General features: G+C 46.0%; 15 protein-coding genes. 12 read left to right on the top strand and 3 right to left on the bottom strand.

Annotated features, from left to right (window positions below):
* Positions 1 to 3 precede the first annotated feature (3 nt).
* From GFS24_RS06815 to GFS24_RS06800, 4 genes are all read left to right on the top strand, one after another.
* On the top strand, positions 4 to 1611 hold the full coding sequence (locus GFS24_RS06815; RefSeq protein ID WP_153658825.1) for a GxGYxYP domain-containing protein: 1608 nt from the start codon (positions 4 to 6) through the stop codon (positions 1609 to 1611).
* Positions 1608 to 2819 (top strand): MFS transporter, encoded by a 1212-nt coding sequence (locus GFS24_RS06810; RefSeq protein WP_153658824.1) that lies wholly within the window; start codon positions 1608 to 1610, stop codon positions 2817 to 2819. The genes GFS24_RS06815 and GFS24_RS06810 overlap by 4 nt, the downstream gene beginning before the upstream one ends.
* Positions 2819 to 4804: an FAD-dependent oxidoreductase gene (locus tag GFS24_RS06805; protein WP_153658823.1), complete on the top strand. Its 1986-nt coding sequence runs from the start codon at positions 2819 to 2821 to the stop codon at positions 4802 to 4804. The genes GFS24_RS06810 and GFS24_RS06805 overlap by 1 nt, the downstream gene beginning before the upstream one ends.
* 61 nt (positions 4805 to 4865) lie before the next feature.
* A complete protein-coding gene (locus GFS24_RS06800; protein WP_173002996.1) occupies positions 4866 to 5579 on the top strand; it encodes a DUF3667 domain-containing protein in 714 nt (237 codons plus the stop codon).
* Between the two features lie 17 nt (positions 5580 to 5596).
* Here the strand turns inward: GFS24_RS06800 and GFS24_RS06795 are convergent, their stop codons facing one another.
* The 3 genes from GFS24_RS06795 to GFS24_RS06785 form a co-directional block, all read right to left on the bottom strand.
* The gene (locus GFS24_RS06795) at positions 5597 to 6880 is read right to left on the bottom strand and encodes a DEAD/DEAH box helicase (RefSeq protein WP_173002995.1); all 1284 of its coding nucleotides are present in this window, start codon (positions 6878 to 6880) and stop codon (positions 5597 to 5599) included.
* Positions 6881 to 6981: 101 nt separating this feature from the next.
* Complete coding sequence (locus GFS24_RS06790) at positions 6982 to 7353, bottom strand: hypothetical protein (protein WP_153658821.1); 372 nt, start codon at positions 7351 to 7353, stop codon at positions 6982 to 6984.
* A 13-nt stretch (positions 7354 to 7366) separates the two neighbouring features.
* The gene (locus GFS24_RS06785; protein WP_153658820.1) at positions 7367 to 7717 is read right to left on the bottom strand and encodes a hypothetical protein; all 351 of its coding nucleotides are present in this window, start codon (positions 7715 to 7717) and stop codon (positions 7367 to 7369) included.
* Between the two features lie 157 nt (positions 7718 to 7874).
* On the opposite strand from GFS24_RS06785, the gene GFS24_RS29165 reads away from it, so the two are divergent.
* The 8 genes from GFS24_RS29165 (at position 7875) to GFS24_RS06745 (ending at position 23138) form a co-directional block, all read left to right on the top strand.
* Complete coding sequence (locus tag GFS24_RS29165) at positions 7875 to 10220, top strand: TlpA disulfide reductase family protein (RefSeq protein WP_153658819.1); 2346 nt, start codon at positions 7875 to 7877, stop codon at positions 10218 to 10220.
* A 92-nt stretch (positions 10221 to 10312) separates the two neighbouring features.
* On the top strand, positions 10313 to 10951 hold the full coding sequence (locus tag GFS24_RS06775) for a hypothetical protein (protein WP_153658818.1): 639 nt from the start codon (positions 10313 to 10315) through the stop codon (positions 10949 to 10951).
* A 128-nt stretch (positions 10952 to 11079) separates the two neighbouring features.
* Entirely contained in the window at positions 11080 to 13416 is a 2337-nt protein-coding gene (locus GFS24_RS06770; RefSeq protein ID WP_153658817.1) for a family 10 glycosylhydrolase, read from the top strand.
* A 288-nt stretch (positions 13417 to 13704) separates the two neighbouring features.
* A complete protein-coding gene (locus GFS24_RS06765; RefSeq protein WP_153658816.1) occupies positions 13705 to 14256 on the top strand; it encodes an RNA polymerase sigma factor in 552 nt (183 codons plus the stop codon).
* A 71-nt stretch (positions 14257 to 14327) separates the two neighbouring features.
* Positions 14328 to 15458 (top strand): FecR family protein, encoded by a 1131-nt coding sequence (locus tag GFS24_RS06760; RefSeq protein ID WP_153658815.1) that lies wholly within the window; start codon positions 14328 to 14330, stop codon positions 15456 to 15458.
* A 250-nt stretch (positions 15459 to 15708) separates the two neighbouring features.
* A complete protein-coding gene (locus GFS24_RS06755) occupies positions 15709 to 18942 on the top strand; it encodes a TonB-dependent receptor (RefSeq protein WP_173002994.1) in 3234 nt (1077 codons plus the stop codon).
* Between the two features lie 19 nt (positions 18943 to 18961).
* Entirely contained in the window at positions 18962 to 20575 is a 1614-nt protein-coding gene (locus GFS24_RS06750; RefSeq protein WP_173002993.1) for a RagB/SusD family nutrient uptake outer membrane protein, read from the top strand.
* Between the two features lie 25 nt (positions 20576 to 20600).
* A complete protein-coding gene (locus tag GFS24_RS06745; protein ID WP_173002992.1) occupies positions 20601 to 23138 on the top strand; it encodes a discoidin domain-containing protein in 2538 nt (845 codons plus the stop codon).
* Positions 23139 to 23184 lie beyond the last annotated feature (46 nt).

The raw sequence follows: 23184 nt of genomic DNA, 5'->3' as shown, positions 1-23184 counted from the left end.
TACATGAGAGCATTCGTATTCCTGTTGATATTATGGATACCTGCCAGGGCCAGTTGGTGGCCTATGCAGAAAAGCCCCAAAGCTATTGTTACCGCCAGGATAAAACATGCAGCAGATATGCGCGAGATGAACCTCGCTCAGTCTGTTGCAGGCCTGGCAGCACAATCGCTGAATGAGGGTACATCTAATGAAGGTGTTTGGATCAGCACCACCAACCCGAATTATAAGGTCTTTTATCAGTCACTGGTAAAAAGATTAAAGGCAAAAGAGCTGGGTGAAATGGATGTATGGGCTTTGGTAGACCGGTATAAAGCAAAGGGCATCATCAAAGGATATATCCTGTATGATTTCAGCAGAGGGGATAATTCCATCAACCTGGCTACCATTTATGCCGGTTTGTATAAAGGCATACTGATAGATGTAACGCAAGAAGGTATGGCATTGAATACAGGCCTGAAAATGCTGTATGATGCTTCTAAAGATACTTTGAACGCTACACAGTTCAAATCACTACAATCGAAACTGAACCCTCATCTGCTGGTATTAGCTAACCCTGCATTCTCCAATAACAGGGATTATGCCATTGCCCATAAAAGCATGGTCTATTATGGTGTGGATTCTCTATTTGAATCTATTGCCAGCTGGGTAAAACCACTTTCTCCTGTAATAGGATGGAACAAGGGAGATGAGTTTAAACACATTGCGCCCTGTTCCCGCTGGGGGCTTATCAACACAGCCTCAGACTGGTGCATGAACCTCTCGTTACTCAGCATTCCTTCTACAGAGAAACAGCAAAAAGTGCGCACCATAGATCCTGAAAAGATCAACTGGAAAGAAGAAAAGAACTACCACGCCTTTGTAATGAGCGATGGTGATAATATGCAATGGACATTCGGCGGGTTCCTGAACAGTAAAGACTATTGGGCTAATCCTTATAATAAGGAAATACCCATGTCTTTCACTACCTGCATCCTCAATTTGTCCATGGCCGCCCGGGATGTATATGATCAGCTGGTGAAGACTCAGCCGGCAGGGACCACTGTGGTGGAGTATGGCGGCGGTTATTACTATCCTGATCTCTTCGGTGCCGCAAGGCCTGATCCGGAAAAACTGCTTCGCCAGTATGCTGCTATGATCAATATCGAAATGAAAAGAACAGGCACCAAAGTGTTTGGTTTTATCTGCAAAGATGTGGCAAGCCCTAAGGCCCAAACCGCCTACAGGATCTTTGCGGAAGAGATAGAAGATCTCACCGGCATGATCGCAGTACAATACTCACCATATAACGGCGGCCATGGGCAAACATTTTGGTTCCAAAACAAAAAGGGGATGTCTATCCCCGTTGTTGCTGCCAAATACCAGTTATGGGTGAACCTCGATAAAGAAGGCTCAGGAGGCCCTGCTGCAGTAGCTGGCTGGATCAACGAACACCCTTCGCTGGACTGGACTATCGTACATGCATGGTCTGCCTTTGATCATCAACGTGGCGTAACACCTGTAAAATGGGCGAAGGATAAGATCAACGAAGGAACAAAGATTGTTTCCGTGGAGGAATTGCTCTGGCGCATCCGCATGAAACATAACGCTGCAAATACACAGAAAGAAATATGAATAAAAAGCAATTGTTTTCCATACCTGTGATCGTTGCCGCATTAGGGTATTTTGTTGACATCTACGATCTGCTTTTATTCAGCATCGTACGTATCCCCAGTCTGAAAGCGCTGCATGTGCCGGAAGAACTGCTATTGGATAAAGGTGTTTTCCTCATCAATATGCAAATGGCAGGCATGTTGCTGGGCGGGATTTTCTGGGGCATACTGGGTGATAAGAAAGGAAGGTTATCTGTATTGTTCGGTTCCATCTTATTATACTCGCTGGCCAATATTGCCAACGGTTTTGTAACAAGTATTGATCAGTATGTTACGTTGCGGTTCATTGCCGGCATTGGCCTGGCAGGGGAACTGGGGGCAGGCATCACGTTAGTGGCAGAGATCCTCCCAAAAGAAATAAGAGGTTACGGTACTACCATTGTAGCCTCCGTTGGTGTACTGGGTGCAGTACTGGCTTACTGGGTAGCGGATATGTTCGACTGGCGGATCGCGTATGTGATCGGTGGTGTGTTGGGCCTGGCTTTATTAGTGCTGCGCTTTAATGTATTTGAATCCGGCATTTTTAAAGAAGTGAAAGCACAACATGCTTCCCGCGGTAACTTCTTTATGTTATTCACTTCGGGCAAAAGATTACTGAAATACCTGCGCTGCATCCTGATCGGTTTGCCTATCTGGTTTGTGATCGGTATCCTGATCACGTTCTCTCCTGAATTCGCAAAAGCACTGGGTATCACTACAACTGTGGAAGCAGGTAAAGCGGTGATGTTCGGCTATATTGGCCTGTCCCTCGGAGACCTGAGCAGCGGCCTGTTGAGCCAGGTATTAAGAAGCCGGCGGAAAGCGGTATTGATCTTTGTACTGCTCACTTGTGTTGCAGTAGGCATTTATTTGTTCCAGTCTTCCCAAAGCTTATACGTTTTTTATGGCTTGTGCCTGTTACTGGGTTATGCCATTGGTTACTGGGCTTTGTTTGTGACCATCGCAGCAGAACAATTCGGTACCAACCTGCGTGCTACTGTGGCTACCACTGTTCCCAATTTTGTGCGGGGTAGCGTGAATATTTTTACCCCCTTATTCCTGTTGGGAAGAGATCATTTTGGCATCACCGGCGCTGCGGGTTTGGTGGGCATCACCACCATTGTATTCGCCTTACTGGCCGTGTGGAAAATGGAAGAAACTTTTTCGAAAGACCTAAATTATACAGAGTAATGAAGAAGATAACCATCCTGTTTATACTGGTTGCCGGCAGCATTATCGCAAAGGCGCAGCAGGCATATGATATATGCATATATGGCGGCACATCCGGTGGAGTGATCGCAGCTTATACAGCAAAGAAAATGGGTAAGTCCGTGTTGCTTATAGAGCCCGGCAAACACCTGGGCGGTTTAACTTCCGGGGGATTAGGCTATACGGATATCGGCAACAAATATGCGGTGACAGGCCTGGCCATAGACTTTTACAGGCGGCTGGGCAAATACTACGGCCACTTTGAATCATGGATCTTTGAACCACACGTGGCAGAAGATCTTTTCATGGAATACATCCATGCAGCGAAAATAGAAGTGCTCTATCAGAACAGGATACTTTCCGCTAAAAAGGAAAATGGCTACATCAAAGAAATAGTGATGGAAAGCGGGAAAACCATCCGCGCAAAAGTATTCATAGATTGTTCCTATGAAGGAGACCTGATGGCGAAAGCCGGTGTTTCCTACATGGTGGGCAGGGAAGCCAGTGATGTATACAATGAATCTTATAACGGTGTACAGGTGCAACCTTCGCAAACCCCGCAAAGAGGCAACCAGGTACCGGATGGTGTTGATCCTTACAAGGTGCCCGGCCATCCGGAAAGCGGCCTCTTATGGGGCATCAGCAATGCACCATTACCAGCAATAGGGAGCGGTAACAAACATGTGCAGGCATATAATTTCCGTATCTGCCTCACCAATGATCCCACCAACCGGATACCCATCACACGCCCTGAGAAATACGACTCCTCCCGGTATGAACTATTACCGCGTTACATTGCGAAACTCACCACGCAAAATGATATCAGGGAGATCCTGAAATTTGATCTCATGCCTAATCATAAAACAGATATCAATAACGGGGGAGGATTCTCCACGGATATGATCGGCATGAACTGGAACTACCCGGATGGCAGTTATGCTGTGCGTGACAGTATTCAGAAAGAACATGAACTATACAATAAAGGCCTGTTGTATTTCATTGGCCACGATCCGCGCATTCCTGATTCCATTCGTTTGTTCATGCTGGATTGGGGTTACCCGAAAGATGAATACAAAGATAATGGTCACTGGAGCCCGCAGATGTATGTGCGGGAGGCGAGGAGAATGATCGGAGCGTATGTAATGACACAGGCTAATTGTGAAAGGAAGGAAGTGGTGACCGATGGCATTGGTATGGCGGCATATGGTATGGATTCTCACAATACCCAGCGGTTAGTGATCAATGGCATGGTAAAGAATGAAGGCGATGTGGAAAGGGGTGGTGTGGGGCCTTATCCTATTGCTTACCGCGCACTTACACCAAAGGCAGCAGAATGTAAGAACCTGCTGGTACCTGTTTGTTTATCTGCCAGTCATATTGGTTTTGGTTCTATCCGCATGGAACCGGTGTTTATGGTACTGGGGCAATCTGCTGCAACCGCTGCCGTATTAGCTATCGAAAAAGGTACAACGGTACAGGAAGTAGATGTAAAGAAATTGCAAGCTTTATTAAAAACAGATCCGCTGGTAAATGGCCGCACACCGGAGATCCTGGTAGATAATGAAGATTCCCTGCACCTGAAAATAAAAGGCAACTGGGCATTCCGGAAGGGAGGATTCTATGGCCCTACGGCTTATCTCTCCGCGGTGAATGATCAGCCTAAATCCGTTCAGTTCATTCCGGAGATCAGCAAAGGTGGTGCATATGATGTATACACTTATGTATTACCAAGACTGAGTAATATCTCCTCCGTTATCACCTGTTCTATTTTTAACGGGAAGGAAGAAAAAGAAGTGATCATTAAGAAATCGGCGATAGATGTAAAAGGGCAGACTTCCGGCGAATGGGTACACCTGGGCCGGCATCAGCTGCCTGCCGGTAAAAGTGCTTATGTAGCTATTACCAATAAAGGAGCAGATGGGGTAGTAGCGGCGGATGCCGTTCTGCTGGTACCACATAATTTCTAAGGCGCATAACAGGGATAGGATAATTTCACTATATTTAGTTGAATACTATCCTATCCCTGCTATGACAAACTGCAAGAACTGCAACACTGCCTTTACCGGTAATTTCTGTCCCCAATGCGGCCAGAAAGCGGATACCCATCGTTTTACCACGCACCACCTGGTGCATGAACTGATCCATGCTGTTACGCATGCGGATAAAAGCATTTTTGGCTTTATTAAAGCCATGCTCACCCATCCGGGGCAAACGGTTAAGAACTACCTGGAAGGACAGCGGAAACGGTACTTTAATCCTTTTACGGCCTTTATACTCATGGTGGGTTTCCAGATCATCGTATTGGGCCTGGTAAAACATCCGGTGAGGGTAGGGGCTTCCCCAGAGGAACTGAGAGGTATTAGAATAGAGGAGTTCATCCATCATAACCTCAAACTGATGTTCGTGGCATTGCTGCCTTTTCTATCCTTTCTTACCTGGCTGTTTTACCGGCGGTATAATTATGCGGAACATTTTGTGCTGAATGTATTTAATGCCGGCATCATTTCACTGCTCTTCACCATCCTGTATGCCATCGCCGGTTTTATCTTCCATGTGGATAGTGCGGCATTGGGTTACTTTAACTTCGCTATTTCTTTTTTATACCCGATCTGGGTGATGTGGGTGCTCTTTGCTGATCTTCCCTGGTGGAGGATCATACTCTATGAGTTCCTTATCAGCATTATCTATTACGCTTTCACCATTGCGCTGGGCGGGTTGATGGTGGCCATTTTCGTACCATAAAAAAAACCGTAAGATACTTACGGTCTGTTACTTCTGCCTGCTGGTTTTTGCGATGGGCGTTTACCGCCGCCTCCGCTATGATGCCCATGTCTGGGTTTACCACCACCGCTATGACCATGACCTCCGCCACCACCGGGCCTTCTCATCTTAGGCGTGTACTGTGGGGCAGGGCCTAATTCTTCCGGCACAGGGGCTTTGGTTACAGGGTGCCCCAGCAATTCTTCGATCCTTACAAAGCGGTTCTGCTCTTTAGGACTGATGAACGTGTAGGCGGTACCGTCTGTTGCGGCCCTGGCTGTACGGCCGATCCGGTGGATATAATCCTCCCCGTCGTTCGGTACATCGTAATTGATCACCAGGTCAATATCTTCCACATCAATACCACGGCTCAGGATGTCTGTAGCCACCAGTATTTTCAGTTTACGGTTTTTAAAGTCAAGGAGCGTCTGTTCTCTTTTGTCCTGCTCAAGGTCCGAGTGGATCTCTTCCACGGAAAATTTGGACCTTTTAAGTACTTGCGTGAGCGTTTTAACATTCTGCTTACGGGAGCAAAAGATGATCACCGTTTCCGTTTTCCGCTTTTCAAGGATCATTTTGATCAGGGGCACTTTCTGGTCTTCGTTCACCACAAAAGCCTCCTGGATGATCTTCTCAGGTGGTTTGGAAATAGCAATATTGATCTGTGCAGGATCGTGCAGGATCTTCATGGCCAGGTTGCGCATCTTCGCGGGCATGGTAGCTGAGAAGAGAAGCGTCTGGCGTTTTTTAGGCAGGAAGGAGATGATCTTTTCAATATCATCATGGAAACCCATGTCCAGCATACGGTCTGCTTCATCCAGCACAAGGTATTTAAGGCCTTCCAGCTTTACATAACCCATGTTGAGGTGAGCGATCATACGGCCGGGGGTGCAGATCACAATATCTGCCCCGGAGGAAAGTGCTTTTTTCTCTAAGGCAAAAGAAGCGCCGTCTCCGCCACCATACACAGCAATAGAGCTGATATTGGTGAAATAGGACATCCCTTCCAGCGTTTGCGCTATCTGAACAGCCAGTTCCCGGGTAGGCACGATGATCATGGAATTGATCTGGTGTGCATCATGGGTATGGGTCAGCAGGTTTTGCATGGTGGGGAGCAGGAAGGCAGCCGTTTTCCCGGTGCCGGTCTGCGCAGAGGCGATAAGGTCTCTGCCGGATAATATGATGGGGATCACTTGTTCCTGTACTGGTGTAGCGGTGGTATATCCCATCGCATCTATGCCGTCCAGTAAGTCATCGTCAAAATCAAATTCGTGAAAATACAAGATATTTATGCTTTTTTTTTAATATAGGTGTTAGGTAAAGATAACGATAATATGTCAGTATTAATAAAGGGACTGACGGTTTGCCAGCCCCTTTGTATGAATTATGCCCTTAATTGTGCTCTTTGTTTGGATATTCTTCTTCCCCGGAAGAATAAATAGAGGTTCAGGAATAACATCACCCCAAGATAGATACAGAACCCGCCGATCTTAACGCTTAATGTTTCAAGCATCGTTCTGCTTTCGAAGATCTCATAACCGATCTTCATGATATAAAGCCCACAGCCAAGGTTCAGCAAATAGAAACCTGTTTCGAACAATTTGTTGGTGGCGAGGGCAATCTCTGTTTTTCCGTTAAAGATATCCAGCATAAAAACTTTACTGTTCTGGAACAAAGTATGCGCTACAAACCAGGTTAAAACAATCACCACAGGTAAGTAAATAAGATAGGCGATAAAGTTGAAGGAGGTACTCATTGTGTAAGGTTTATTAGTGAGTGAATTGATCTTTCTTTTTACTGATGATGTAAATAGCCGCCATGTTGCAGAAGTGGATCAGCGCCAGTGTGAGGATGATCCGGGCCGTCATGGTAGTGATGCTCAGCAGCAGCTCCGTCCAGTTGTGGATCGTATCCCAGAGGCTGATCATCAGGGCGGCGTATCCCAGGTTGAGTAAATAATAGCCCACTAAAAGTATCCTGTTGATGGAGTCCGTCAGCGGCACATCATTCTGTAATAAACTGAGTATAAATATCCTGCCGTTCCTGTAGAAGATGAGGCCTACGCGCACAGTGATCAGGTAAGTGAGCAGCAGGTAGATAAGATAAGCCAGCGTGTTCATGGGCAGGTTTTTTAGTTCATTTCCACCGTTTCGCTTTCATAGAACAAAGCTATTTAATTATTCCGAACTTTCAAAACTTACTGAAAGATAGTTATACTCTGTAATAATAAAAGACAATTTGTATATTGACGATCCAATACCTAACTCTTTAACCCGTATGAAAAAGCTACTCTCATTCGCAGGTTTGTTCCTGCTGATCTGCATTGCCGGCAAAGCACAGCAATTCACGCCTAAAAAAGGAAGTGAAGGTTATTACAAGGTCACTACCACAATGAAACACCGTTCCGGGAACGATAAAAATACCACCACCTGGTATTTTAAGGTGCTGGAAGTGACAAAAGACAGCCTGCTCCTCAATTGTACCCTGCTTAATTATGATGGAGGAATATTTAATACTGCACAGATTGATAAAAGCAGCCCCACTAACACGAGGGAACTGGAGGTGCTCGCCTTGTTGAACAGGCCATTCCTTTATCACTTTAAACATGAAAAGATGAGTGATCAGCCAGGCATCGCAACCATCTTCAACGAGCGCATTAAAGACTGGCAGCTGGATAACAACGCCGCCGGGAACATGAAGGTGAATGAAAGATCGTACCTGGTGAATGAACTGTACTGGATAGCACCTTTTCTGCCCGCTACGCCTGATAAGCTGCCTGATAGCTGGTTGTCAGAGGATAGTCTCTCGAAATTTACCGTTCTCGGCCGGGATGCCGCTTCTTTGCAATATAGTTTTGTACGGGAAGAGGATAAAGGGCAGAAGATGAATTTTACGGGCAACCTTTCTTTGGACCTTTCTACCGGAATGATAACGGCTGCTGCCTTAAAGAGCATCAGTAATGATATTGATTTTGAAAGGTCCATCATCCGGGTGGCTCCATCTGAAGGGAGTGCCTCTCCGTTCAGTGAGGATGTAAAGACGGCCATTGCTAAAATGTCTAGCTACAGCAAAGCACTGAAGAACGAGGATGGATATGACTCCTTAAAACTGGAAAAATATTTTTCACAATACGATCCGCTTTTGGGAAATATTACTTCCTATAGAGTAGCAAAGGCTGGCATGTTGCAGGGCTCTGATATGAAGGACAAGTATGAAAGGTACAATCAAATACTAACACAGATCGAAGATGCTGCTTTGGTAACCTATCCGCATCATTTGTTTAATAAACTCCAGGAGGTAAAGAATATCAGTGTAGACAGTGCCTACAATACCATTCGTTATCTCAGCCGTATGAAGCAAAGCTACGGGAGTTGGATCCAGCATACTTTCGCGCAGGATTTCCTGCACCAGGAGCCCATCGAAGAGCTACAGAAAGCCTGGAGAAAACACGGTGCTTCTGAAAAGGAGATAACATGGATCACAAAGAATGTGATCAACGGCAGGCGCATTGCTTATCCGCTGGCGGAGAAACTGGCCAATGATGAAGATACGCTGATCCGTAATGAAGTATACCCGATGTATCTGTGGGTACAGGCAACTAAACATGCATCCAATAAAGATTCCGTGCTCAGGATCGCTCATGAGCTGGAAAACATAGGTGGAAGTAAAGGGGATGGTAACCCTCATCGCTATACCTTGCTCCTGTACCGGCAATTGCGGGCAGCCGGACATACCAGAGAGGCCGGCGCATTGCTCAGCCGGGAGATCGCCACCATGGAAAAGAACAGGATGGATAGTTTGAATGCTGATCGTTATACAGAACAGAACATGCTGGCATACGCCTGTAAATTAAAAAGCGATGAACTGGCAGCTACCGATAAAAAGGCATCGATGGCGTATCTGGCTAAAGCGGCGAAGTATTCGCCAAAGAATATAAAGGAGCGGGCATCTTCCAGCTTTTACGACCGTGTGCTCCTGGAATCGAAAGAGAGTTACCGCGCTGATTTTGCTGAAGCACTGATTGCGCAGGGAAACAGCAAAGAAGCCATGAAAGTACTGACTGAGCAACTGAATGCCGATCCATCTATCTTTGAAGAGTTGAAGACCTCTTTTTCAAAGAACTTTCCCCAGGCAGATTTTTACAACTTCTTTCATAATTATATTGTCAGATCCTGGAAAACGGCCCCCGATTTTACCCTGAAAAGCCCGGATGATAAGATAACCTATAAGCTGGCTGACTATCGCGGGAAATGGCTGTTGCTGGACTTCTGGGGCACCTGGTGCCCACCTTGCCGCGCAGAAATGCCAAAGATCAATGCCTTTGCGCAAAAGATAAAAGGCCGTAATGATCTGTCTTTCCTTTCCATTGCCTGCCAGGACCAGCCGGAGAAGGTGATCAGTTATCTTGCCGCGCATAATTTTGATATGCCGGCTTCCATGTCAGATAACCAGGTGCAAAAAAAGTATGAGGTACCCGGTTATCCTGCCAAGTTCCTGATCAGTCCATCCGGTACTGTATTCAATATTCCTTTTGGGGAAGATTGGGAAAAGGCGGTAGAACAGATCACCGGTCTGCAGGAGAAAAAGGGCAAGGATGCAAAAGTGCAGACCCGCATAGATTGATTTATCCGTTTGTCGTAGGTTTTGATCCGTTTGGCGTAGCATCCGTTCTGTTGGATGGTTTTATCTTTGCGCCGTCAAAAGGATAAAATAAAATGAAAAAGTTAATTCAATTGTTTGTTTGGCTCGTATGCTCGTTCACGGTTATCATAGCCGGCGCCAAGCACCACAAAAGCCCCCGCCCAACCCCCGTAGTAAACCAGGAAGTAACTAAAGGCCCCGGAATATTAGTTACAGGCCCCGCATTTAAACTGCCGCAAGGCATTGTACTGGCTAAAAAAGCAATACCGGGATATGATTTCGGTACCAACTGTGAATTGGGCGCAGGCGGCCTTGTAAGCGTACGCCTTGGCTTACGCAATAAAACATCCCAACCAGTTACAGTGATCCTTCCTGCCGGCCTCACTTTCATTTCCCTGGATGAGAAAACACAGAACGGTATATTAATAAAGGAGGAAGCGATCGTAGTGCCTGCAGGAAGTACTACCAGCCATAACCTGGCACTGTTCTGCCTGAACGAAGAACGGGACATTACAAAAGCAAAAGATAAGTATAAGCTGGGCCCTGTTTCAGATGACCAGGATCTGAAAGTAATCATGGAATTGTTGCAGGATAAGGACCTGAAAGATGAGCATGATCATGCAATGGCACAGAAAGTCATCTGGGATGTAACAAAAGGTTTTGCGTTAACTGCTGCGCAACACAGGAACATCGCATCAATACCCCGTATCTGATGTGAGCAGGTTTAGAAGGCAATGGCTGTTCTCTTAAACAGGGGGCAGTCATTTTTTATTTTAGGAAGGGATAACGGTGAAAGGCGGTGAAACGATCTTATATAATGTAAACCAAAATCTCCCCTCACATGCCTAGAATTCTACACGTTATCCTCCTGTGTTGTTTAATACCCTTCCTGGCTTTTGCCCAGCAAGCCCCCAAACGGGAATTGCGTGGTGCATGGGTAGCTACCTACACGGGAATAGACTGGCCCAACCGCACGCAAACACCTGCACAGCAAAGGGCCGCCTTCATCACCATTGCTGATCATCACAAAGCCACCGGGCTCAATGTGTTATACGTACAGATGCGCAGCCAGTGCGATGCCATGTATAACAGCCCCATAGAACCCTGGTCTGCAGACCTTACCGGTACGCAGGGTGTTGCACCGGGCACACCCTGGGACCCCATGGAGTTTGCTATTGAAGAGTGTCATAAACGCGGTATGGAATTTCATGCCTGGCTCAATCCTTACCGCGCAGTAGGGAATTCCAATAACCTGCCTGTTTTTGCCGCTACCCACGTAGCGAAGCAACATCCTGAATGGCTGCTGAGCCAGGGCACTTTAAGGGTACTGGATCCGGGACTGCCACAGGTAAGGGATTATATCACTTCGGTAGTAGATGATATCGTTACCCGTTACGATGTAGATGGCATTCACTTCGATGATTACTTCTATCCACCTGCCGCACCCGCCGGCACCACACCTTATAATGACTCCGCTTCCTTTGCTGCAGACCCGCGCGGGTTCGCAGTAAAAGCAGACTGGCGCCGGGATAACGTGAGCATCCTCATCAAAAGGATCTACGACAGCATCCGTGTGATCAAACCATGGGTGAAATTTGGTGTGTCTCCTTCCGGTATTTACAGGAACAGCACCAATCCTGCTATTGGTACACCAACCTCCGGACTGGAACATTATACCACCTTGTATGCAGATACACGTAAATGGTTGCAGGAAGGATGGGTGGATTATATCATGCCACAGGTATACTGGTACATCGGGCAGCCGGGTGCTAACTATGCCGCTATCATACCCTGGTGGAATAACAATGCTTACGGCCGTCATATCTACATCGGTATGGCCGGATATAAAGTAAATGATGCCGCACAGGCCGCACCATGGATGGACCCCAAACAGATCCCCAATGAAGTAAGGATGAACCGCGACAGCCTGTACGCCAATATCTATGGCCAGGCCATCTATAATACTTCCAGCCTGCGCTCTGCTACCCGCTTAGGTTTCAGAGACTCCCTCCGGCTGGATTTCTACAAAAAGCCAGCCTTACTGCCGGTGATGCTCTGGCGGGACAATGCGCCGCCCGCAGCGCCCATCGCTTTAAATGCTACACCTTACGGCCTGGATTCCATTGCATTAACCTGGACCAATACTGCCAGTACCACAGATGAAATGGATAAAGCCCGCCAGTTTGTGATCTACCGTTCTGAAGATCCTGTGATGGATACGAATAACATCTACTTCATCACTACAAGAGATCAGACAACTTTCACAGATAAAACCATTGTGCCCAATACTACTTACTACTACGCCGTAACGGCGGTGGACAGGTTTCACAATGAAAGCGGTTTATCCAATCTCTCCGCTAACCAGGCACCGGATATCCTTTGCCCCGGAGACCAGGAGCTGACTGCTTCGGCTTCCTGCACAGCGCCATTACCGGATTACCGTTCACTGGCTTTGGTGAATGATCCGAGAGGTATAACGCTTACGCAGTTGCCTGCGCCGGGAAGTGCTGTGTCACATAACGATATCATCCGCCTGATTGCTACCAATGCAGGTGGTAAAGCGGATACCTGTTCTTTTGCGGTGATCGTGAGAGATACTATTCCTCCGCAGATCACCGGGTTAGCGGCTGATCCTTTCATCATCACCAATGCTAACAACCAGATGAAGGCAGTGACGCTGAATTACACCATAGCTGAATGCGGCGCTGTTACAAATGTGATCACCATTACCAGCAATGAAGCCGTGAATGGCGCACCTGATTGGGAAGTGATAGATGATCATCATATCAGGCTGCGTGCAGAACGTAACATACTCGGTAACGGACGGATCTACACTATCAAGGTTACATCAACAGATGCTTCAGGTAATGTAAGCGTTCAATCAACAGATGTACTGGTACCATCCAACAAACCATGGACGCATGGAGATGGCCTTGCAGTAGTAGCTATGCCTAACCCAACCATTCATCAGTTCATACTCCTGATGGCGAGCAAAGATCCGCTGCCATTGAGCATCAGGGTGTACAACAATAATGGTCAGCTGGTAGAGACCAGGAATAATATTGCACCGAATAGTTTGATTACGATAGGTGGTAATTACCATGGTGGAATCTACTATGTAGAGATCACACAGGGTACTAAGCGGCAGATATTGAAACTCCTCAAGCTGGGGAACTAAATAGTATTTGAAATGCCCTAAATATTTACGGCTGCCCGCATACGCGGGCAGCCGTTTTTTTTTATTAAGGGGAAGTTGTCGCCTTATTGTAGGAATAAATTATTAACTGGTGTTGGATTCACAATCCTCATAGCCAGAATTAACACTTAATAGCAACCATCAAGCATAATGCTTAATTTGGCCCAAGCTTTGCTAATATCCTACTATAAGTATCCCTGCAGAAGCGTATTTTGTTACATTTTTCTATTTTAGCCCAACAGAGATTGCAAGATAAAGCTAACACCTAACATGCCACATATGAATGAGATCCCTGAAAGAGAACTCATAGTCAGGTTGAAATCGGGCGACAGATCGGCTTTTGATGTGCTATACAAGCAGTACCATGCCGCAATTTACCTGAACGTAATAAAATTGATACGTGATAAAGAGGACGCAATGGACATTGTTCAGGACGTTTTTATCACACTTTGGAATAAACGCAGTGCGCTCAACGCCGAAGTATCCCCCAAAGGTTTTTTGTTTGTCATCAGTTATAACCGCAGCCTTGATTTCCTTCGGGGCAGGGCCCGCCATACAGCCGCCATGCGTGACCTGGGAGATTATTTTGCATTACAGGGTGTTAATGACATTAACGAAACCGCCTCCCAGGAACTCTATGCCCTCATCAACCAGCTTTCCCCTCAACAGAAAAGGGTCCTGGAGCTTTGCAAGCTGGAAGAAAAAACCTACAGCGAAGCTTCAGCAGAACTAGGCATCTCTAAACATACCGTTAACGAATACCTCAAAAAAGCAGTGGCTTTTCTCCGTATGCACCTTCCCCAAAAAACAGGCCCGGGATAATTTTTTTCTCTCACCCCCTCATTTCATCAATTCCCGCGTATTTATTATTAGATACTTAATTCTTTCCTTCATTGACAAACGAACAGCAAAAGCTCAAAGCATTATTGGAAAGTTCAAACTGGTCTGACGAAGATTACGAATGGCTCCGGTCTTTTCTGGCAGACAATAGCAGTCCTGAACTGAAGGCAATGCTCGAACGCAGGTTTGAAGAGCATTTGGCTCAGGGCGCTGTAATAGAGGAAGAACTATCGCAGGAAATGTATGGCCGCATTCAAAAAGGCATCGATACTAAAGTACGGACCATCGGAAGAAATGGCCGGCTTTGGTGGACAGCTGCGGCCGTTGTGGGAATGCTCCTTGGCATTGGACTGCTGCTCCGTCAAAGGCCAACGCAAACTACATTTCGCCAAACAGGGGTGGGACATAAATATATAGGTGGGGATAAAGCCACACTGCATCTCGCAGACGGCACTGTCCTGGCGCTGGATTCATTACAGGATGGGCGGATTGGTGAACAGGTAGAGAAACGGAACAATAGCCTGTCCTACTTAGGCGCCCGGCATATGTCCTGGCAAATATTGACTACCCCCAACACCGGGCAATATAAGATCACATTGGCCGATGGTTCAAAAGTCTGGCTCAATTCCGCAACAGAACTCAGATTTTCCACCGCATTCCATTCATCAACACGTGAAGTGGAATTGAAAGGGGAGGCTTATTTTGAGGTGGCGCCCTCTCCTGGTAAACCTTTCATCGTGAAGGTGAACGGCATGCAGATTGCCGTACTGGGCACACAATTTAACGTGATGGCCTACCCGGACGAAAACCAGATAAAAACGGTGCTGGTGGAAGGAGCTGTTAAATTAAGCACACCCAAAAGTGCCGTGGTCCTGAAACCAGGCAAACAGGGTAGTCTTACATCCGGCAGTGATAACTTCGATGTGCAGGACGTGGATGTAGAAGATGCCGTTTCATGGAAAACAGGTATTTACCAGTTCAGGAACGAAGGCATTGAGCCCATCATGCGGCAGGTGCAGCGATGGTACAATGTAAAGGTCGTATACACCGGAAGGCTGGAAAAACAAATGTACACGGGAACTATTTCGAGAACAGATACACTTTCCGATCTCCTGCAGCTGCTGGAAGAGACAGGAACCATCCGCTTCAGGATTGAGAAGGGAACCGTATATGCGTCACAGTGAACAACTTTCTAACAAGAATTTCATCCATCTATTATAAATAACATCAAGTATATAGACCGCCGTAAGATCCGGCATCTGCGGCGGTTGAAAAAACGGGATGGATAGTATTTATCGCAATTGCATAACAGGTTAACAAACATTTCAACCAAATAAAATAACAACAACCACGTCCCTGACACGCAGTGATCTGACATCTGCGGCCGGGCATGGTATGCCCTCTTCTTTCCGCAAAATTTAAATGTATGAAAGCATGAAAAAACGCTCAGACCGGCGGCAACCAGGCATCGTTAAATGCGCTGCCGTATTGTTCCTTCTCTTTCTTATGCAGACGGCCGCTTACGCCTACAGCCAGCAAAAGATCAGCATCTCCGTAAAGGATGCCTTACTGGAAGACGTATTCAAAGAGGTGCAGAAAAAAACAGGGATCAGATTCCTCTATAATGTATACGCGATTAAACAGGCGGCCAAAGTTTCCATAACAGTAAATGACGTATCACTGGAATCCTTTATGGCCTTATGTTTGAAAAATACCCCCCTCACCTGGAAGATCTCCGGCAACACAGTAATCGTCCGGGAAAATGAAACACCCTCAGTTGCAGTAAAACAGGCAACCCGAAAAGTGAGAGGAACGGTCGTAACAACAAAAGAGCCGCCAGATCCCCTGCCAGGCGTTACAGTAATGATAAAAGGTGTTGCCGGCAGAGGAGTAATTACAGATAGTGTGGGTTATTTCGAAATTGAGGCGAATGAAAATGACGTACTGGTTTTTTCCTTCTCCGGTTATAGTTCCAAAGAATTGAAAGTGGCTGCTGTCAATTCAAATAATGTTATTATTTCCCTCGAAGAGAAAGAAACATCGCTTAATCAGGTGGTAGTGATCGGATATAATGCACAGAAAGTAAAGAATCTTGCCAGCTCCGTTTCGACAATAAATATGGAGAATATCGTCAATAAACCAATTACCCAATTGTCTCAGGCATTACAGGGAGGAGCTACGGGGATCTTTGTTAACCAGAATTCAGGTTTGCCGGGAGGTGATGCGGCAAGTATCAAAATAAGAGGTATTGGATCAAACCTTGGTTCTGATCCATTGGTGCTGGTAGATGGTATTCCTTTTGACATCAACCGGGTGGATCCTGCAACTGTTGAAAGCGTAACCATACTGAAAGATGCCGCGGCAGCATCCATCTATGGAGCAAGGGCAGGCAATGGTGTAATTGTTATTACTACAAAAAGAGGGAAGGCAGGCAAAGTGAAAGTACAGTATAATGCATATGGCGGAGTGCAGGCACCTACTTATATACCCGATTTTGTGGATGCCGCTACCTATATGAAAATGATGAACCTGGCGGACCTGAATAGCGGCGGCCAGGGTCAGCTGTTTAGTGCGGATGCTATCAGTAAAACCGCCGCCGGAACTGATCCTGTGCATTATCCTGATACAAAATGGAATGACCTGGTATTTAATAAAACCGCCGGTATTCAGGAGCACTCCCTGAGTGTGTCCGGCGGCACAGGCACTGCGCGTTTTGCACTGAGCGCCAATTATCTTTCCCAAAAGGGCATGATCACCAGTTCCGGTTTCAGCCGCGGAACGGTAAGGGCAAATACAAGTATTGATCTTAGAAAGAACATAGTAGTGTTCATGGACCTGTTTGCCTCAAGGGAACAGCAAACAGAGCCTTATGCCGGAAGTAATGGAACAGCAAGGGTGATCGGATGGGCATATACGGCTCCTCCCAATATTGCAGCAAAATATCCGGCAAAAGACGACCGGCCTGGTTATACTTATTATGGCACCTATGGCGAAAGCTGGAATCCCGTAGCCAATCTTGAAAGAGGAGGGACGAAGGATAATATAAAAGATAACGTATTGGTTAATTTACGGCCCAAATGGGAGATCATCCCGGGGTTGGAATTAAAAGGACAGTTCAGTTACAGGGTATCTTCAGGCGTCTATAAAAATAACAGGGACTCCTATATTTTCTTCGACTATTTCACCAACCAGAAAACCGGCCGCGATTTTACAGATGTAAAAGATGCAGGCCCATTAACCAGGGCATCCTATTATTATATAGGATCAAACCTGGATTACCGTAAAGACTTCGGTAAACATTCCATCAATGCCATTGCCGGATATTCAAAAGAATTGAACAATGCGGATGCATGGAGCGAGAAGGCGCTCGTATCCGCTTTTGGAAAAGTATACTATAGCTATGATGAAAGGTATTTGTTAGAAGTGAGTGATCGCCAGGATGCATCTTCTCTGTTTGCGCAGGGAAAGAAATCAGGGAATTTTCCATCTGTTGCCGTAGGATGGAATATACACAACGAAAAATTCATGGAGCGGCTTACTTTGATTGATCAGTTTAAGATAAGGGCTTCCTATGGCTTACTGGGGAATAACAATATAGACCCCTATAAATACCAGTCAACCATCAATTCTGGAAATGGAACTGAAACTTCCGTTGGAAACCCGGATATAACCTGGGAGAAAATAAAGATCCTTGATCTTGGATTGAATGTAACATTATGGAAAAACAAAGTTGACTTTACATTTGATGTGTATGATAAAAAAACGACCGATCTGATCGTTAATCCCGCACCCACACTTACATCCGGAATGCCCGTAGCACCCATCAATTTTGGCAGTATGCAGAACAAGGGCTGGGAGTTAAAGATCGGTTATAATGAAACGATCAAAAAAGACCTGCAGCTCAGTGTGAACCTGGGATACTCGTATAATAAAACCCGTTTGCTGACGCTCGCCCAGAACCCTTTGAAATCAGGTACTACTATTAAACAGGAAGGATATTCATTCGATGAGTATTACGGATTCCAAAGCGAGGGCTTATTGCAGGAGAAAGATTTTAATAACGGCCAGGCCCAGGTACCTGTCATAGATGGACAAAAACCCGGAGATATAAGGTATAAGGATGTTGGCGGAGCAACAGGGAAACCAGATGGTAAGATCAATGATTATGATAAAGTGATCCTGGGGCCTACTGATCCATTATCTAACTTTTTCGCCAACCTGTCTTTGAAGTTCAAAAATTTTGATTTCGAAACACTATTTACAGGAATTGGGAAAGTGAACACCTTTTATAACGGAAGGATCGCATTGCCCTTAAATGTGGGCGGTGAAGGGGGAACTCCCATGAAATGGCATCAGGATTACTGGACACCTCAAAATACAACCGCCCGCTTCCCACGGTTGAGGCCTTCTCCGGGGGTAAATGGCAATTTCTCAGATTTCTGGGCAGAGAACGGTGCATTTGTAAGGGTGAAGTATGTACAGCTTGGGTATAATTTTAGTGCCTCATTGATCAATAAAATAAAACTGGCAGGATTACGGATCTACGTGAATGCGCAAAACCCGCTGACGTTCACCAAACTTCAGGTGATTGACCCTGAAAGCAAAGGTGATCAGACAACTTATCCTATTATGCGTGTCTACACATTTGGCCTCAATGCAAACTTCTGATCACACAAAATTGTCTGAAATGAGAAAAATTATTCATATTCTTCTGCTGATCAATGTTATGGCTTTGCTTAGTTGTAATAAAGATTTTTTAACCAGGGATAATCCAACAGCTACAACAGATGATAAATGGTGGAAACTGGAATCAGATCTGAAAGCAGCGCTTAACGTGGCTTATGGCGGATTACCCTGCGGCACATTAGGTAATTATGATTATATAGAAAACTCCAGGATGCATCTCTCAGGAGCTGCTGATGAATCTGTTCACAGAGCGAATTTCGGAGATTGGCAGAACTATCCATTAGGGTTAGCCACCAACACCGCCTGGTCCGCAACAGGGGTATATACACAAGATTATAAATTTATCCGAAATGCTTCCCGTTTCCTGGAACATTATGAAGGCGCCTATGTGGAAAATCCTGATCTGAAGAAAAGGTATGCCGCAGAAGCAAGGGCTTTAAGGGCCTGGTATCACCTTGAATTATTCCTGTTTTATGGGAATATTCCAATTGTAGATCATTCATTATTGCCCGATGAAGCCGCTGCTGTAAGGGCTACAAAAGACGAGGTGATCAGTTTCATAACTACAGAACTCGAAAAGGCGGCAGTAGATCTGCCGCCGTCATACTCCGATGATGACAGCTGGCGTATGACTAAAGGAAGTTGCTACGCAATGCAATCCATTTTGTATATCAATACCGGAGACTACGCTAAAACAATTGAAGCATCCCGTAAACTGATAGACTTAGGCGTGTACCAACTATACCGTAGCACCAATGCATCTGTAAACAACTACGCAGGGTTATTCTCTTATGAGGCGGTGGGCAGTAATAATAAAGAAAGGATATTTTTCCGCCGCAATGCCCAGAGCGAAGTTTTTTTCAGAAATGCCCCCAAAAGCCTGGGTTGCCAATCGGCTACAACGCCAACGGCCGCCATTGTAAATGCTTATGAAACTTTGCAGGGGAAAACCATTTTTGAATTAGGAACGGATAGTGTGGCAGTTTATACGGCCAGCCCCAAATTTAAAAGTAACAGAGACCCACGGATGAATGCTTCTATTCTTGTACCAGGCGATGTTTTTGTAAACAGAACACTAGACCCGTTCACAGATGGCAGTCCGGATAAGATCGGCCAGCCTCAATCAACATTTACAGGCTTCTGGACGAAGAAATATCTTGATCCTAAAGATGCCAGTCAGATCTATAGCGGAAGTCAGAATTTTATGATCATCCGTTATGCTGAAATTCTTTTGAATTATGTAGAGGCGTTAATAGAAACCGATGCCTGGCAAAACCCCGATGTTGTTAAATACCTTAATGAGATCAGGAATCGCGCAGGTATGCCAAATGTTGATGTGGCAGTCTATAATTCAAAAGATAAGATGAGGGAATTGTTGAGGAGAGAACGCCAGGTAGAACTTGCATTTGAGGGGCCAAGACTTTTTGATATCAGAAGATGGAAAATTGCTGAGCAGATATTGAACGGGCCTGTTTATGGAGCATATGACCCTGTAGCTAAAAAACCGATCATCGTAGAGCAACGAACTTTTAACCCCCAAAAGGATTATGTATGGCCTATCCCGTTGAATGAGCTAAATGCTAACAGGAATATGGTTCAAAATCCAGGATGGTAATAATTATAAACCAAAAGCATTTATTATGAAACAACTTCTAAAAGCACTTTTGTTGTTATTGCTAATGCAGGTACCATTGTTTGGTAAAGCCCAGATGTCACGTGCATCACAGGAGTTCGCCAAAAAAGGAATTGAACTGCAGGCCTGGATGGGAGTAGATGCAAGCCCCGGCATTCCGGACGTTGCTTCTACCATGAGCGTCAACCGCACCGGACGTTACATTCGTGTACAGTTGCCATTTACAGAATACCTGAGCATCGCAGAGATCCAGGTGTTCAGCAACGGTGTGAACGTAGCGTTGGGAAAAAATGCCACACAATCGTCCACCGAAAGCAGCGGTGTAGCCAGCCGTGCAGTAGATGGCAATACTTCCGGCATCTGGGCAAACAGTTCCATTACACATACCGGGCTGGAACAGGAAGCCTGGCTCCAGGTAGACCTTGGGCAGTCTTACACCATCAGTTCCATTATTGTATGGAACCGCACAGAAGATGGATTAGGACACCGGCTGCGTGGATTTTACCTCTTTGTTTCTGATACACTATTCACAGATGCTACTCTTTATAATACTTACACGCAAAGCGGTGTTTCCCATTATTACAAAGGCTCAGCCCGGCAATACCCCATCAACACAGAATGGTCCAATACCAACATGACCTCTGCTACCTTCTACGAAGAGCCTGGCTTCAACTTTACGTTCATGCAGCAGCCAACCGTTAACTGGTCGTTGGCTAAGGCACCTTACATGGCAGGTCTGAAAGCACGGTTCCCGGGTGAAATAGATATTCTTCAAAGAAGCCCTAACAGCGAGGAACTATCCAAGGGCTATCTAAATTCGATGCAACGGAGTGCCCTCAACAGACTGACCACAGTCTGCTTCGGTGACGAAGAAAATTATGGCAGCGATATCGTCAGCTGGCTGAAAGACTGGTATGCACTCAGCCACAGCAAATACCCCAACGTGCTTGTACATAACAATCAATATGGTGGCCAGTGGACTGAGGCCAATCTCCGTACCTACATGCAAACCGCACAACCAGACCTGCTGACCTATGACTTGTATTATTACTCGCCTGGCAATACTATCGGCTCTCCGGGTGGTTCCCTGAGGCGGATCTTCAACGATCTGCATTCATACCGCAAGGTGGCCCTGGAAGGATACGACGGAAACGGAACTTCGCCTCTGGCCTATGGTTTGTACCTGCCGGGGTTCCGCCTAACCGATAATGAGGTCCTGCCTGGGTACACCGTCTCAGAGTCGCAGATTTACGGTTTTGCATATGCCGGCGCGGTGATGGGAGCGAAATGGTTCAACATCTTCCGTTACGAAGCTGATCCCAGTTATTATTTCTTTCGTGATGGCAATGGCGGCTTTCAGCCACAGTACTGGCAATATGTGGCCTTGTTCAAAGAATTGCGTAATCTTTCCCCTCATCTCTCACGGCTTATTTCTACAGACGTACGGGTGATCCAGGGGCAAAACTCCAACGGCACTAACGCCAAACCTAACAATATGAACATCTGGGATAGCAATGCGGGACCCTACATCACAGGCATCTCTGCTGTTAACCTTGTAGCAGGTACTAACAATGGCCTGAAAGGTGATGTGATCATAGGGTATTTCAGACCGGTACATGGTCTGGACTATACCCCTGGGGTTTCCATGGGCCCCATCCCCAATATTAGCCAGCGATATTTTATGCTGATGAATGGCCTCACCAAACCCAACGGCTGCTGTAGCGCATTAGGCTCTGCCGGTATTCAGCAGGACACTGTTCAGGGAAAAGGTGTGTATGCACAGCAGGCCATCACACTCACCATCAACTTCGGTTCCAATCCGGTGGATACCTTATACAAGATCCGAAAAGATAATGGCCAGGCGGAAATAGTGACGCTCACACCCACTTCCGGAGGAAATTACACTTATACTGATAACCTGTATGGTGGCAGTGCCGACCTGTTCTACTGGAAAAATGCCCATTCCTCACCACAAGCCATAGTAAGGTTATATGGCGACTGCAATTATGGTTCATGGACCACAGGCATCCTCTCAACCGGCGACTATACACAAGGACAGCTTGAATCCCTGGGATTTTATAATGACGAAATATCATCATTGAAAGTGGCGCCCGGTTACCAGGCAATCCTTTACAGCAATAATAATTTCGCCGGATCATCATTGACCATAACAGGAGACAATGCCTGCCTGATCGACAACGGTTTCAACGACATCGTATCATCCATTAAGGTACGGCCAACCGGCACGCTGATGGCGAAAGCAGTGGAACAGTTCGATACTGAAAGAGAAGAAGAAAATGTATATCCGAATCCGTTACAGGGAGAAGTGGTGTATGTGAATCTTCAACTGGAGAAAGAAAGTAAAGTACGTTTCACGCTGTATGATAATAGCGGGAGAATAGTAAGAACATCAGTACAACAATTGCCAAAAGGTAAAAACAAAACCAGTTTCAACACTGGCCGTATTCCTCCGGGTATATACATATTAAAAATGAGTGGAGGAGGCAAGCTACGCAATAGCTATAGGATCGTTAAACTCACTTGATAACAAACCCAGCCCAAAAACAAAAAACCAATCCAGTTCTTAAAAC

It is taken from the genome of Chitinophaga sp. SYP-B3965, from assembly GCF_009647655.1.
Lineage (GTDB): Bacteria > Bacteroidota > Bacteroidia > Chitinophagales > Chitinophagaceae > Chitinophaga.
The sequence above is the reverse complement of the archived record's forward strand: the minus strand, read 5'-3'. Positions and strand labels throughout refer to the sequence as shown.

Bases quoted from the DNA above. Each gene is read 5' to 3' on its own strand.
- GFS24_RS06815 (WP_153658825.1), top strand. From the start codon at position 4: ATGAGAGCATTCGTATTCCTGTTGATATTATGGATACCTGCCAGGGCC.
- GFS24_RS06810 (WP_153658824.1), top strand. From the start codon at position 1,608: ATGAATAAAAAGCAATTGTTTTCCATACCTGTGATCGTTGCCGCATTA.
- GFS24_RS06805 (WP_153658823.1), top strand. From the start codon at position 2,819: ATGAAGAAGATAACCATCCTGTTTATACTGGTTGCCGGCAGCATTATC.
- GFS24_RS06800 (WP_173002996.1), top strand. From the start codon at position 4,866: ATGACAAACTGCAAGAACTGCAACACTGCCTTTACCGGTAATTTCTGT.
- GFS24_RS06790 (WP_153658821.1), bottom strand. From the start codon at position 7,353: ATGAGTACCTCCTTCAACTTTATCGCCTATCTTATTTACTTACCTGTG.
- GFS24_RS06785 (WP_153658820.1), bottom strand. From the start codon at position 7,717: ATGAACACGCTGGCTTATCTTATCTACCTGCTGCTCACTTACCTGATC.
- GFS24_RS29165 (WP_153658819.1), top strand. From the start codon at position 7,875: ATGAAAAAGCTACTCTCATTCGCAGGTTTGTTCCTGCTGATCTGCATT.
- GFS24_RS06775 (WP_153658818.1), top strand. From the start codon at position 10,313: ATGAAAAAGTTAATTCAATTGTTTGTTTGGCTCGTATGCTCGTTCACG.
- GFS24_RS06770 (WP_153658817.1), top strand. From the start codon at position 11,080: ATGCCTAGAATTCTACACGTTATCCTCCTGTGTTGTTTAATACCCTTC.
- GFS24_RS06765 (WP_153658816.1), top strand. From the start codon at position 13,705: ATGCCACATATGAATGAGATCCCTGAAAGAGAACTCATAGTCAGGTTG.
- GFS24_RS06755 (WP_173002994.1), top strand. From the start codon at position 15,709: ATGAAAAAACGCTCAGACCGGCGGCAACCAGGCATCGTTAAATGCGCT.
- GFS24_RS06750 (WP_173002993.1), top strand. From the start codon at position 18,962: ATGAGAAAAATTATTCATATTCTTCTGCTGATCAATGTTATGGCTTTG.
- GFS24_RS06745 (WP_173002992.1), top strand. From the start codon at position 20,601: ATGAAACAACTTCTAAAAGCACTTTTGTTGTTATTGCTAATGCAGGTA.